Raw genomic sequence first — 13,249 nt, 5'->3', positions numbered from 1 at the left:
ATGTATTCCTGAGGGTGTAAAGGCCAGGGCGGTCGAAGTAAAAACGCCGCTTGCCCTTTACAAGGCAGGCGGCGCTTCTTTTTTTGAACACTGGGCGCCAATTACTGCACTTCTGCAAGGGCGCACCGTGAAGATTACTCTTCGATATTGCCCATGGCCGTGGTGTTGAAACCACCGTCTACGTACATGATTTCACCGCTGATGCCCGATGCCAGGTCCGAGCACAGGAACGCGCCGGCGTTGCCGACTTCGTCGATGGTGACGTTACGACGCAGCGGGGTTTGCGCTTCGTTGGCGGCCAGCATTTTGCGGAAGTTCTTGATGCCGGAAGCGGCGAGGGTGCGGATCGGGCCAGCCGACACGGCGTTGACACGGGTGCCTTCCGGGCCCAGGGAACCGGCCAGGTAACGCACGCCGGCTTCCAGGGAGGCCTTGGCCATGCCCATGACGTTGTAGTTCGGCATGGTGCGCTCGGCGCCCAGGTAGGACAGGGTCAGCAGGCTGCCATTGCGGCCTTTCATCATTTCGCGACCGGCCTTGGCCAGGGCGACGAAGCTGTAGGCGCTGATGTCGTGGGCAATGCGGAAACCTTCGCGGGTGGTGGCCTCGGTGAAGTCGCCGTCCAACTGGTCGCCTGGGGCAAAGCCCACGGAGTGCACGATGCAGTCCAGGCCGTCCCACTTCTTGCTCAGTTCTTCGAAGACCTTGGCGATTTCTTCATCGCTGGCCACGTCGCACGGGAAGCACAGTTCCGGGCTCGAGCCCCAGCCTTGTGCGAACTCTTCGACACGACCCTTGAGTTTGTCGTTCTGATAAGTGAAGGCAAGCTCAGCGCCCTCGCGATGCATGGCGGCGGCGATGCCGGATGCGATGGACAGCTTGCTGGCGACACCGACGATCAGTACGCGCTTACCGGCGAGAAAACCCATGTGTTGCTCCTCTTTCAGGTTATTCGGCAGTTGTTGGGGCCAGGAAGGCGGCCTCCAGCAACTGCTGTGTATAGGGGTGTTGCGGCGCGGCGAATATGCTGCGGGCATCACCTTGTTCGACCACTTGGCCATGCTTGACCACCATCAATTGGTGGCTCAGCGCTTTGACGACAGCCAGGTCATGGCTGATAAACAGGTACGTCAGGTTGTACTTGGTTTGCAGCGACCGTAACAGCTCCACCACTTGGCGTTGTACGGTACGGTCCAGGGCCGACGTCGGTTCATCCAGCAGAATCAACGCCGGCTTGAGCACCAGGGCCCGGGCAATGGCGATACGCTGGCGTTGGCCCCCGGAAAATTCATGGGGGTAGCGGTTCCGGGTCTCCGGATCCAGGCCTACCTCCTTCAATGCCGCGATTATCGCTTGTTCCTGTTCGGCTGCGGTGCCGATCTTGTGGATCCGCAAGCCTTCGCCGACGATCTGGCTTACACACATCCGTGGACTGAGGCTGCCAAACGGGTCCTGAAACACCACTTGCATCTCGCGCCGCAGCGGCCGGACCTGTTGCTGCGTCAGGCTGTCGAGTTGTTTGCCTTCAAAGCGGATCCCGCCCTGGCTGCCGATCAACCGCAAAATCGCCAATCCCAACGTGGACTTGCCGGAACCGCTTTCGCCAACGATGCCCAGGGTCTGGCCCTGAGGCAGGCTGAAGCGAATACCGTCCACGGCTTTAATGTAATCCACCGTGCGTTTGAACAGGCCTTTCTTGATCGGGAACCAGACTTTGAGGTCCTCGACCTGCAGCAGCGGCGGGCCGACAGCGTTGGTCGCCGGGATGCCGCTGGGTTCGGCGGCCAGCAGTTCCCGAGTGTACGGATGCTGCGGTGCGCGAAACAGCTCTGCGCACGATGCCTGTTCGACGATGCAACCGCGCTGCATGACACATACGCGATGGGCAATTCTTCGCACCAGGTTCAAATCGTGGCTGATCAGTAGCAGCGACATGCCCAGTCGCGCCTGCAGTTGCTTGAGCAGTTCGAGGATTTTCAACTGGACGGTGACGTCCAGTGCCGTGGTCGGTTCATCGGCAATCAGCAGTTCCGGCTCGTTGGCCAGGGCCATGGCGATCATTACCCGTTGGCGCTGGCCACCGGACAATTCATGGGGCAGGGCCTTGAGACGCTTGTGCGGTTCGGGAATGCCCACCAGCTCCAGCAACTCGAGGGTCCGGCGGGTCGCGACCTTGCCGGTCAGGCCCTTGTGAATGCCAAGCACTTCATTGATCTGTTTTTCAATGGAGTGCAACGGGTTGAGGGACGTCATCGGCTCCTGGAAGATCATCGCGATCCGGTTTCCGCGGATATGGCGAATGGTTTTTTCTTTCAGGCCCAGCAGATCCTGCCCGGCGTATTGGATAGTCCCGGTCGGGTGGTGGGCCAGCGGGTAGGGCAGCAAGCGCAGGATCGAGTGGGCGGTCACCGACTTGCCCGAGCCGCTTTCGCCCACCAGGGCCAGGGTTTCACCACGCTTGATATCGAAGCTGACGCCTTCGACCACCCGCTGTCGGCGTTCGCCGACAATGAACTCCACTGACAGGTCGCGTACTTCGATCAGATTGTCCTGGTTCATTTCACTTCCTCGGATCGAAGGCATCGCGAGCGGACTCGCCGATGAACACCAGCAGGCTCAGCATCAGGGCCAGCACCGCGAACGCGCTGATGCCCAGCCACGGCGCCTGCAGGTTGGATTTGCCCTGGGCCACCAGCTCGCCCAGGGACGGCGCGCCAGGCGGAAGGCCGAAACCGAGGAAATCCAGGGCGGTGAGGGTGCCGATGGCGCCAGTGAGGATGAACGGCATGAAGGTCATGGTCGAGACCATGGCATTGGGCAGGATGTGGCGGAACATGATCGCGCCGTTCTGCATGCCCAACGCCCGCGCGGCGCGCACATACTCCAGGTTGCGCCCGCGCAGGAACTCGGCGCGGACCACGTCCACCAGGCTCATCCACGAGAACAGCAGCATGATGCCCAGCAGCCACCAGAAGTTCGGCTGGACGAAACTGGCCAGGATGATCAGCAGGTACAGCACCGGCAGCCCGGACCAGATCTCCAGGAACCGCTGGCCGGCCAGGTCGACCCAGCCGCCGTAGAAGCCCTGCAAGGCACCGGCGATCACGCCGATGATCGAGCTGAGCAGTGTCAGGGTCAGGGCGAACAGCACCGAGATGCGGAAGCCGTAGATCACTCGGGCCAATACGTCGCGGCCCTGGTCGTCGGTGCCCAGCCAGTTCATGGCCGAGGGCGGTGCCGGTGCCGGGACTTTCAGGTCGTAATTGATGCTCTGGTAGCTGAACGGAATCGGTGCCCACAGCACCCAGGCGTCCTTGGCGGCCAGCAGTTCACGAATGTACGGGCTCTTGTAGTTGGCTTCCAGGGGGAATTCGCCGCCGAAGGTGGTTTCCGGGTAGCGCTTGAGGGCAGGGAAGTACCAACCATCGTCGTAATGCACCACCAGCGGCTTGTCGTTGGCGATCAGTTCGGCACCCAGGCTCAGGACGAACAGCACCAGGAACAGCCACAGCGACCACCAGCCGCGCTTGTTGGCCTTGAACAGTTCGAAGCGGCGACGATTGAGAGGGGACAGGTTCATCTCAATGCTCCCGGCTTTCGAAGTCGATGCGTGGATCGACAAAGGTGTAGGTCAGGTCGCCGATCAGTTTCACCACCAGCCCCAGCAGGGTGAAGATGAACAGCGTGCCAAATACCACCGGGTAGTCACGGTTGATGGCTGCTTCGAAACTCATCAGCCCCAGGCCGTCGAGGGAGAAAATCACTTCCACCAGCAAGGAACCGGTGAAGAAAATCCCGATGAACGCCGACGGGAACCCCGCGATCACCAGCAACATGGCATTGCGGAACACGTGGCCATAGAGCACGCGGTGGCGGGTCAGGCCCTTGGCCTTGGCCGTGACCACGTATTGCTTGTTGATTTCGTCGAGGAAGCTGTTCTTGGTCAGCAGGGTCATGGTGGCGAAGTTGCCGATTACCAAGGCGGTCACGGGCAGGGCCAGGTGCCAGAAGTAGTCGAGGATCTTGCCACCCATGCTCAGTTCGTCGAAGTTGTTGGAGGTCAGCCCGCGCAACGGGAACCAGTCGAAATAGCTGCCGCCGGCAAACACCACGATCAGCAGAATGGCGAACAGAAAGGAGGGGATCGCGTAACCGACAATGATCGCCGAACTGGTCCATACGTCAAAATGGCTGCCGTGCCGGGTTGCCTTGGCGATCCCCAGCGGGATCGACACCAGGTACATGATCAGCGTGCTCCACAGCCCAAGGGAAATGGACACCGGCATCTTTTCCTTGATCAGGTCGATGACCTTGGCGTCGCGGAAGAAGCTGTCGCCGAAGTCCAGGTGGGCGTAGTTCTTGATCATGATCCACAGGCGCTCGGGGGCCGTCTTGTCGAAGCCGTACATGCGCTCGATTTCCTTGACCAGCGCTGGGTCCAGGCCCTGGGCGCCGCGATAGGAGGAGCCGGCCACCGACACTTCGGCACCACCGCCGGCAATACGGCTGGTGGCGCCTTCAAAACCCTCGAGCTTGGCGATCATCTGCTCCACCGGCCCGCCGGGCGCGGCCTGGATGATGAGGAAGTTGATCAACAGGATGCCGAACAGGGTCGGGATGATCAGCAGCAGTCGCCTGAATATGTAAGCCAGCATGGGGTTACTCCACGCTCGCTGGAGCGGCGTTGATCTGTTGTTCCATGACTTGTTTTTCTACCTCGATGGCAGGTTTGGTATCCGGCTTGACCCACCAGGTCGTGGTGCCGATGTCATAGGTCGGCGTGACGGTTGGATGGCCGATGTGGTTCCAGTAGGCCACGCGCCAGGTCTTGATGTGCCAGTTGGGGATCACGTAGTAACCCCATTGCAGCACCCGGTCCAGTGCCCGAGCGTGGGCCACCAGGCTCTTGCGTGAATCGGCGTTGATCAGTTGCTCAACCAGTTGATCGATGGCCGGGTCCTTCAGGCCCATGGTGTTGCGGCTGCCAGGTTTGTCCGCGGCGGCCGACATCCAGAATTCGCGCTGCTCATTACCCGGTGAGCTGGATTGTGGGAAGCTGCCCACCACCATATCGAAATCCCTGGAGCGAACGCGGTTGATGTACTGGGACACGTCCACCCGGCGAATGACCAGTTCGATGCCCAGGTCGCTCAGGTTGCGCTTGAACGGCAGCAGCACCCGCTCGAACTCGGTCTGGGCCAGCAGGAACTCCAGCACCACCGGTTTGCCTTGGGCATCGACCATCTTGTCGTTGACGATGCGCCAGCCGGCTTCTTGCAGCAATTGGTAGGCCTTGCGCTGTTGGTCGCGGATCATGCCGCTGCCGTCGCACACCGAAGGCTGGAAGGCGTCGGTGAAGACCTGCTCGGGAATCTTGCCGCGCAGGGGTTCGAGAATCTTCAACTCGTCTTCGCCGGGCAGGCCGGTGGCGGCCATTTCCGAATTTTCGAAATAGCTGCGAGTGCGCGCGTAAGCACCGCTGAACAGTTGCTTGTTGGTCCACTCGAAATCCAGCAGCAGGCTCAAGGCCTTGCGTACCCGCACATCCTGGAAGATCGGCCGGCGCAGGTTGTAGACAAAGCCTTGCATGCCGGTGGGGTTGCCGTTGGCGATCTGTTCCTTGATCAAGCGGCCTTCGCTCACGGCCGGGATGTTGTAGGCGTTGGCCCAGTTCTTGGCGCTCATTTCCAGCCAGAAATCGAACTGCCCGGCCTTGAGCGCTTCGACCGCCACGGTGTTGTCGCGGTAGTAATCGGTGGTCAACACGTCGAAATTGTAGAAACCACGGTTGACCGGCAGGTCCTTGCCCCAATAGTCCTTCACTCGCTCATAGCGGATCGAGCGTCCGGCTTTCACCTCGGTGACTTTGTACGGACCGCTGCCCAGGGGGATCTCCAGGTTGCCTTTGTTGAAGTCGCGATCGGCCCACCAGTGTTTGGGCAATACCGGCAGTTGGCCGAGGATCAGCGGCAGTTCGCGGTTGTTGGTGTGCTTGAACTTGAACAGTACCTTGAGCGGCTCTTCGGCGATGACTTCGGCAACGTCGTTGTAATAGCCGCGGAACATCGGTGCGCCGTCCTTGGTCAGGGTCTGGAAGCTGAAGACGACGTCTTCGGCGCGCACCGGATGGCCGTCGTTGAAGCGGGCTTCGGGTCGCAGGTAGAAACGCACCCAGCCATTGTCCGGGGCCTTCTCGATTTTTTCGGCGATCAGGCCGTATTCGGTAAAGGGTTCGTCCAGGCCTTGCTTGGCCAGGGTGTCGTAGATCAGGCCGATGTCATCGGCCGGTACGCCTTTGCTGATGAACGGGTTGAGGCTGTCGAAGCTGCCAAACCCGCCCTGGCGGAATATCCCGCCCTTGGGCGCATCGGGGTTCACGTAATCGAAATGCTTGAAATTGGCTGGGTATTTCGGCGGTTCGTTGTACAGGGTCAAGGCGTGCTGCGGCGCGGCACAGGCCAGCCCGGCGAATAACAGGCTGCTGGCCTGCAGGAGCAGGGCGCGAAAAGGCTTCATTGATCTTTCTCCGAAGATTTCAGCCACCATGCGCTCAGGCCCAGGGTGTAGGGCGGCGTGGTGACGAAGGCGAACCGGTTGCGGTACGCCAGGCGATGATAGTTGAGATACCAGTTGGGGATGCAGTAGTGCTGCCACAGCAGCACGCGGTCCAGGGCTTTGCCGGCGGCGACCTGTTCGTCGCGGGTGCGGGCGGCCAGCAGTTTCTCCAGCAGGTGATCGACCACCGGATTGGCGATCCCCGCGTAGTTTTTGCTGCCCTTGACCCCGACCTGGCTGGAATGGAAGTACTGCCATTGCTCCAGGCCCGGGCTGAGGGTCTGGTTCAAGGTCAGCAGGATCATGTCGAAGTCGAACTGGTCCAGGCGTTGCTTGTACTGGGCGCGGTCCACCGTGCGCAGCCGGGCTTGGATACCGATGCTGGCGAGGTTTTCAACGTAGGGTTGCAGGATGCGCTCCAGGTTCGGATTCACCAACAGGATCTCGAAGCTCAGTGGCTGGCTGTCGGCGTTCACCAGGCGTTGGCCGTTGAGGGTCCAGCCGGCTTCCTTCAATAAGCCCAAGGCTTTGCGCAGGGTTTCCCGGGGGATGCCGCGACCGTCGGTCTTTGGCAGGCTGAAGGGCTCGGTGAGCAGTTTGAGCGGCAATTGTTCACGGTAGGGCTTGAGCAGCAGCCATTCATGGCCCACCGGTAGGCCGCTGGCGGAGAATTCGCTGTTGGGGTAATAACTGAGGGTACGCTTGTAGGCGCCGCTGAACAGCGTGCGGTTGGTCCACTCGAAATCGAACATCAGCCCCAGGGCTTCGCGCACCTTGACCTCGGCAAAGGTGTTGCGCCGGGTGTTCATGAACAGGCCCTGGGTCTGGGTCGGGATCTGGTGGGGGATCTGCGCCTTGATCACATCGCCGCGGTTGATTGCCGGGAAGTCATAGCCGTTGGCCCAATTCTTGGCCTGGTGTTCGATGTAGATGTCGAATTCACCGGCCTTGAAGGCTTCGAAGGCCACTTCGCTGTCGCGGTAGAACTCCACCTCCATCCGGTCGAAGTTGTATTTGCCGCGATTGACCGGCAGGTCCTTGGCCCAATAATCCTTGACCCGTTCGAACACCAATTGGCGACCTGGCTGCACCTTGGTGATGCGGTAAGGCCCGCTGCCCAAGGGCGGCTCGAACGTGGTGGCCTTGAAGTCGCGGTCTTTCCAGTAATGCTGGGGCAGCACCGGCAACTCACCCAGGCGCAGGATCAGCAGCGGATTGCCCGCGCGTTTGAAGACAAAGCGGATTTTCAGCGGGTTGAGAATGTCGACCCGCAGCACTTCCTGCAGGTTGGTGCGGTATTGCGGGTGGCCGTCCTTGAGCAGCGTGCGGTAGGAGAACGCGACGTCATAGGCGGTAATCGGCACGCCATCGTGAAACCGCGCTTCGGGTCGCAGGTTGAACACCACCCAGCTGCGGTCCTCGCTGTACTCCACCGACTGGGCGATCAGGCCGTAGCTCGACGTCGGCTCATCGCCGGACGGTGCGTATTGGCCGGTGCCCACCATCAGTGGTTCGTTCAGCTCGTTGATGCCGTATTGCAGGAAATTTGGTGTGGAAACCGGGCTGCTGCCCTTGAATGTATAGGGATTGAGCGTATCGAAGGTGCCGAATGCCATGACCCGCAAGGTACCGCCCTTGGGCGCTTGCGGGTTGACCCAGTCGAAGTGGGTGAATCTGGCCGGGTACTTGAGCGTGCCGAACTGCGCATAGCCATGGCTTTCGCTGATGGTTGCGCTGGCGGGGGAGCTCAAGGCCAGGCTGATCAGGAGCAGGAGGAGGGGACGTATCAAGTCTGAGATCCGATCCAGGCGGCTTGGGCTTTTATGGCCTGTACAGTAACAGCTTGTATCGGCAGGAAAAAGGCGGAGCGTTGTGGACGCTTGATCGTTCCCCCGCTCCTGAGTGGGAATGCCGCCCGGGACGCTCCGCGTCGCTGTGACGCAGAGCGCCAATGGATGCGTGCCCACGCAGAGCGTGGGTACGATCATTGTCGATCAATGCGGGGAGTAGACCGTCAGCATCTGCCCAGGCTTGAGTGCCTTGCCCATTCGTGGATTCCAGCGCTTGAGGTGCTGCATTTCCACGTTGAAGCGCTTGGCGACCACATACAGCGAGTCACCCTGCTGGACCTTGTACTGCGTCTGCTTGCTTTTATCGCTCTTGGTGTTGGCGGCTACCACGGTGCTGATGCGCTTGCCGGTGGTCTTGGTGGGCTTGGTGTCTTGCATCACCAGGGTCTGGCCGACCTTGAGTTTGTTGCCACTGAGCTTGTTCCAGCGTTGCAGGTCCTTGGTCTGGACATTGTTGGCCTTGGCGATCTGGGCCAGGTTTTCGCCGCGCTTGACACGGTAGGTGCGTCTTGCGCCTTCCACTTCACTGTCGTCGACGTTTTCAAAAACCGGTTTGAGCGAACGCTGGCTGATCAGCTCTTCGGGGCGCATGGTCGACAGGCTGGCGGTCAGCAACTGGGCCTTGGATGTCGGCACCAGCAGGTGCTGCGGGCCGTCGATGGTGGTGCGCTGCTTGAAGGCCGGGTTGAGCTGGAACAGTTCGTCTTCGTCGATGTTGGCCACCGCCGCAACCTTGGACAGGTCCATGCGCTGGTTGATTTCGACGACCTGGAAATAGGGTTCGTTGGCGATCGGATTGAGGTTCACGCCGTAGGCATCGGGCGACAGTACGACCTGGGACAGTGCCAGCAACTTCGGCACATAGGCCTGGGTTTCGCTGGGCAGCGGCAGGTTCCAGTAATCGGTGGGCAGGCCGAGCTTTTCGTTGCGCTCGATGGCGCGGCTGACCGTGCCTTCACCGGCGTTATAGGCCGCCAGCGCCAGCAACCAGTCGCCGTTGAACATGTCGTGCAGGCGCGTCAGGTAATCCATGGCGGCCGTGGTGGAAGCAGTGATGTCGCGACGCCCGTCATAGAAACGGGTCTGGCGCAGGTTGAAGTAACGCCCCGTGGACGGGATGAACTGCCACAGCCCTACCGCGTTGGCCCGTGAATAGGCCATGGGGTTGTAGGCGCTTTCGATCACCGGCAGCAGCGCCAGCTCCAACGGCATGTTGCGTTCTTCGAGGCGTTCGACGATGTAATGGATGTACAGGCTGCCGCGCTCGCCGGCGTTTTCCAGAAAGGACGGGTTACTGGCGAACCACAGGCGCTGTTGCTCGATACGTGGATTGACGCCGGCGGTTTCTTGAAGCTGGAAGCCCTGGCGCATGCGTTCCCAGACATCCTGGGGCGCTTGGGGGCTGGGTTTTTCACTGAGCCAGACAGGTTTCTGCTTGGCGCGGGCGGCGATATTCGGCGTGTGGGCCGCGTCGGTCTGCGGCACCTGGCTCGTGCTCTGGCAGCCCGCCAGTGTCGCGGACACAGCCACCGCAATGGCTTGAGCCAAGCGGGTCAATGTGTCTGACTGGGCGGACCTGCGTATAGATGACGACATTGGCTGGAAGTAAGTTCCGGGCAAAAATGTCGGCCGATTCTAGGAAGCGCACCCCAACAGGTCAACCATTCAGAATTTTTATATCAATCGATAGCTTCCTTAGAACTTATCTTTCCAAGCCCTCAAGGCCGCAAAAACCTCGCTCGGCGTCTCGTTACGCTGGCCGTTCCGTTCGTCTGCTTTTTGTTTAACGGATGTTTCAGCGGTGCGCAGGAACGGGTTGGTGAGCTTTTCCAAGGCGAGGGTCGAGGGCAGTGTCATGACGCCTTCGTTGCGTTGCCGGCTGACTTTTTCCAGACGGGCGGCAATGTCCGGATTACCCGGTTCCACCACAGTGGCGAACTTCAGATTGCTGAGGGTGTATTCATGGGTGCAGTAGACCAGCGTATCTTCGGGCAGGGCGGCAAGGCGACTGAGCGAGTGGTGCATTTGCGCAGGCGTGCCTTCGAAGAGCCGGCCGCAACCGGCGGCAAACAGGGTATCGCCACAGAACAGCAGGCCATGGTGATAGTAGGCGATATGCCCCAGGGTGTGTCCGGGCACCGCGTAGACATCGAAGTCCATGCCGAGCACGCTAAGCGTGTCGTTGTCACTGAGCGCCACATCCCGGGCCGGGATGTTTTCGCTGGCCGGGCCGTAGACGGTGGCGTGCGTCGTGTTTTTCAGCGCCTCGACGCCGCCGACATGGTCATGGTGATGGTGGGTGACCAGTATGTCGCTCAAGGCCCAGCCCGGATGGGCGTCGAGCCAGGCGTGCACCGGTGCGGCGTCACCCGGGTCGACGACAGCGCAGCGTTGGGTCGCGTGGTCCTGTAACAACCAGATGTAGTTATCGGTGAACGCGGGCAGGGCACTGATCTGTATCATCGCGGAATTCGCCAAGCGGAAAACAAAGGCGCATCTTAGAACTTCCTGACGCGTTGGAGAATGCAATGACCGATAAAGCGTTCGCTCAGGCTGATCCTGACTGGCTGGCGCTGATCAGCGCGGCCCGTGACTGGTTGTCCGGCCCTGTCGGGCAATTTTTGCTGGAAGAAGAACGGCGCATGCTCGAAGACGAGCTGGGCCGGTTTTTTGGTGGCTACCTGGTGCATTACGGGCCTTCGGCACAGACGCCGCCGTCGGCGCCGCAGGTGCAGCGCAACGTGCGCCTGGGCGCACCATTGCCCGGGGTAGAGATCGTCTGCGAGGAGCAGGCCTGGCCCTTGAGCGAGCATGCCGCCGACGTGGTGGTGCTGCAGCATGGCCTGGATTTCTGCCTGTCCCCCCATGGCTTGCTGCGTGAAGCTGCCAGCAGCGTGCGCCCCGGCGGGCACCTGCTGATCATTGGCATCAATCCTTGGAGCAGTTGGGGGTTGCGTCACGTGTTCGCCCACGACGCCCTGCGCCAGGCCCGCTGCATCTCGGCCTCGCGGGTCGGCGACTGGCTCAACCTGTTGGGCTTCGCGCTGGAGAAACGCCGCTTCGGGTGCTATCGTCCGCCGCTTGCGTCGCCCAAGTGGCAGGCCCGGTTGGCCGGCTGGGAGCGTAAGGCCGGTGACTGGCAACTGTCCGGCGGCGGTTTCTATCTGTTGGTGGCGCGCAAGATCGCAGTTGGGCTGCGTCCGGTGCGCCAGGTGCGACGCGAGCCGATGGGCAAGCTGATTCCCTTGCCGATGGCCAAGGTCAATCGTCGCCACATCGAGCCGTAACCCTTTTCTGATGGTCTGGCTTCGGGCGTTGTCGCCCCGATCGGCAGGCCTTTGCATTTTTTCTGGATAGATTGGCATGAGCGATAGCGTAGAACTCTTCACTGATGGCGCCTGCAAGGGCAACCCTGGCCCTGGCGGCTGGGGGGCGTTGCTGGTGTGCAAGGGCGTGGAGAAGGAACTCTGGGGCGGCGAAACCAACACTACCAACAATCGCATGGAACTGATGGGCGCCATCCGCGGCCTGGAAGAGCTCAAGCGGCCCTGCGATGTGCTCCTGGTGACCGACTCGCAGTACGTGATGAAGGGCATCAACGAGTGGATGGCCAATTGGAAGAAGCGCGGCTGGAAGACGGCCGCCAAGGAGCCGGTGAAAAACGCCGACCTCTGGAAACAGCTGGATGAGCAGGTCAACCGCCACAACGTTACCTGGAAATGGGTACGCGGCCACATCGGCCACCACGGCAACGAACGGGCCGACCAACTGGCCAACCGTGGGGTGGATGAGGTGCGGGGCTTCAAGCAGGCTTGATATGAGTGTTGGCAGGATCTGAACAGGATGATCTGTGGCGAGGGAGCTAGCTCCCTCGCCACAGAAGCACCAAGCCACATATGCCTGTCTGACAGGAGACTGCGGATGTACTTCGGTGAGCGTGTTAACATCCGCGCTTTTGCAAGCATGCCCGTTGAGAGCTGAGCACTGATGGCCAACAGATCTGTTGTACTGGATACCGAAACCACCGGCATGCCGGTGACCGATGGTCACCGGATTATCGAAATCGGCTGTGTCGAGCTGATCGGTCGGCGCCTGACCGGTCGCCATTTCCACGTTTACCTGCAGCCGGATCGCGAAAGTGATGAAGGCGCCATTGGCGTGCACGGCATCACCAACGAGTTCCTGGTGGGCAAGCCACGTTTCGCCGAAGTGGCCGATGAGTTCTTCGAATTCATCCAAGGCGCGCAGTTGATCATCCACAACGCCGCGTTCGACGTGGGGTTCATCAACAACGAATTTGCCTTGATGGGCCAGCACGACCGGGCCGACATCACCCAGCATTGCACGATTCTCGATACCCTGATGATGGCTCGGGAACGGCACCCGGGGCAGCGCAACAGCCTCGATGCCTTGTGCAAGCGCTACGGCGTCGACAACTCCGGCCGTGAACTGCACGGCGCTTTGCTCGACTCCGAGATCCTGGCCGACGTCTACCTGACCATGACCGGCGGCCAGACCAGCTTGTCCCTGGCCGGCAACGCCTCGGACGGTAACGGTACCGGCGAAGGCTCGGGCAACCAGGCCACGGAAATCCGTCGTTTGCCCGCTGACCGCCAGCCATCGCGGGTCATCCGTGCCAGTGAAAGCGACCTGGCTGAACATGCCGCGCGTCTGGAAGCTATCGCCAAGTCCGCCGGTGCTCCGGCACTGTGGACGCAGTTGGTCGAGGCGCAGGCCGCGGCGAACGGATGAAACTTTCCTTGTGGGAGCGAGCTTGCTCGCGATAGCGGTGGTTCAGCTTGCGCCATTGCCAAATGTGCCGCCGCCATCGCGAGCAAGCTCGC

11 protein-coding genes are annotated in these 13,249 nt (G+C 61.0%); 3 read left to right on the top strand and 8 right to left on the bottom strand.

The window, feature by feature from the left end:
• Positions 1-134 precede the first annotated feature (134 nt).
• The 8 genes from fabI to gloB all read right to left on the bottom strand — a co-directional run bounded on the left by fabI (position 135) and on the right by gloB (position 10,868).
• A complete protein-coding gene (gene fabI, locus SGN16_RS16885) occupies positions 135-929 on the bottom strand; it encodes an enoyl-ACP reductase FabI (protein ID WP_135845057.1) in 795 nt (264 codons plus the stop codon).
• 19 nt (positions 930-948) lie between these two features.
• Positions 949-2,559, bottom strand: a complete 1,611-nt coding sequence (locus SGN16_RS16880) for an ABC transporter ATP-binding protein (protein ID WP_210639152.1) — start codon at positions 2,557-2,559, stop codon at positions 949-951.
• Between the two features lies 1 nt (position 2,560).
• Positions 2,561-3,580, bottom strand: coding sequence for an ABC transporter permease (locus SGN16_RS16875; protein ID WP_135845059.1), 1,020 nt, complete (start codon positions 3,578-3,580; stop codon positions 2,561-2,563).
• A 1-nt stretch (position 3,581) separates the two neighbouring features.
• On the bottom strand, positions 3,582-4,655 hold the full coding sequence (locus SGN16_RS16870; RefSeq protein ID WP_335945781.1) for a microcin C ABC transporter permease YejB: 1,074 nt from the start codon (positions 4,653-4,655) through the stop codon (positions 3,582-3,584).
• Between the two features lie 4 nt (positions 4,656-4,659).
• Positions 4,660-6,516 (bottom strand): extracellular solute-binding protein, encoded by a 1,857-nt coding sequence (locus SGN16_RS16865; RefSeq protein WP_335945780.1) that lies wholly within the window; start codon positions 6,514-6,516, stop codon positions 4,660-4,662.
• The gene (locus SGN16_RS16860) at positions 6,513-8,342 is read right to left on the bottom strand and encodes an extracellular solute-binding protein (protein ID WP_210645309.1); all 1,830 of its coding nucleotides are present in this window, start codon (positions 8,340-8,342) and stop codon (positions 6,513-6,515) included. The genes SGN16_RS16865 and SGN16_RS16860 overlap by 4 nt, the downstream gene beginning before the upstream one ends.
• Positions 8,343-8,549: 207 nt before the next feature.
• A complete protein-coding gene (locus SGN16_RS16855; RefSeq protein ID WP_335945779.1) occupies positions 8,550-10,001 on the bottom strand; it encodes a transglycosylase SLT domain-containing protein in 1,452 nt (483 codons plus the stop codon).
• Between the two features lie 99 nt (positions 10,002-10,100).
• Positions 10,101-10,868 (bottom strand): hydroxyacylglutathione hydrolase, encoded by a 768-nt coding sequence (gene gloB, locus SGN16_RS16850; protein WP_335945778.1) that lies wholly within the window; start codon positions 10,866-10,868, stop codon positions 10,101-10,103.
• Between the two features lie 65 nt (positions 10,869-10,933).
• Here gloB and SGN16_RS16845 point away from each other — a divergent pair, with 65 nt between their 5' ends.
• The 3 genes from SGN16_RS16845 (at position 10,934) to dnaQ (ending at position 13,157) form a co-directional block, all read left to right on the top strand.
• Positions 10,934-11,692: a methyltransferase domain-containing protein gene (locus tag SGN16_RS16845; RefSeq protein WP_210639147.1), complete on the top strand. Its 759-nt coding sequence runs from the start codon at positions 10,934-10,936 to the stop codon at positions 11,690-11,692.
• 76 nt (positions 11,693-11,768) lie between these two features.
• On the top strand, positions 11,769-12,221 hold the full coding sequence (gene rnhA / locus SGN16_RS16840; protein ID WP_210639146.1) for a ribonuclease HI: 453 nt from the start codon (positions 11,769-11,771) through the stop codon (positions 12,219-12,221).
• 171 nt (positions 12,222-12,392) lie between these two features.
• Complete coding sequence (gene dnaQ / locus SGN16_RS16835) at positions 12,393-13,157, top strand: DNA polymerase III subunit epsilon (protein ID WP_210639144.1); 765 nt, start codon at positions 12,393-12,395, stop codon at positions 13,155-13,157.
• Positions 13,158-13,249: the final 92 nt, after the last annotated feature.

Source organism: Pseudomonas sp. G166 (assembly GCF_037027455.2).
GTDB lineage: Bacteria > Pseudomonadota > Gammaproteobacteria > Pseudomonadales > Pseudomonadaceae > Aquipseudomonas.
Note: the sequence above shows the minus strand (reverse complement) of the source record. Positions and strands in the feature narration are given on the sequence as shown.

Bases quoted from the DNA above. Each gene is read 5' to 3' on its own strand.
- fabI (WP_135845057.1), bottom strand. From the start codon at position 929: ATGGGTTTTCTCGCCGGTAAGCGCGTACTGATCGTCGGTGTCGCCAGC.
- SGN16_RS16880 (WP_210639152.1), bottom strand. From the start codon at position 2,559: ATGAACCAGGACAATCTGATCGAAGTACGCGACCTGTCAGTGGAGTTC.
- SGN16_RS16875 (WP_135845059.1), bottom strand. From the start codon at position 3,580: ATGAACCTGTCCCCTCTCAATCGTCGCCGCTTCGAACTGTTCAAGGCC.
- SGN16_RS16870 (WP_335945781.1), bottom strand. From the start codon at position 4,655: ATGCTGGCTTACATATTCAGGCGACTGCTGCTGATCATCCCGACCCTG.
- SGN16_RS16865 (WP_335945780.1), bottom strand. From the start codon at position 6,516: ATGAAGCCTTTTCGCGCCCTGCTCCTGCAGGCCAGCAGCCTGTTATTC.
- SGN16_RS16855 (WP_335945779.1), bottom strand. From the start codon at position 10,001: ATGTCGTCATCTATACGCAGGTCCGCCCAGTCAGACACATTGACCCGC.
- gloB (WP_335945778.1), bottom strand. From the start codon at position 10,868: ATGATACAGATCAGTGCCCTGCCCGCGTTCACCGATAACTACATCTGG.
- SGN16_RS16845 (WP_210639147.1), top strand. From the start codon at position 10,934: ATGACCGATAAAGCGTTCGCTCAGGCTGATCCTGACTGGCTGGCGCTG.
- rnhA (WP_210639146.1), top strand. From the start codon at position 11,769: ATGAGCGATAGCGTAGAACTCTTCACTGATGGCGCCTGCAAGGGCAAC.
- dnaQ (WP_210639144.1), top strand. From the start codon at position 12,393: ATGGCCAACAGATCTGTTGTACTGGATACCGAAACCACCGGCATGCCG.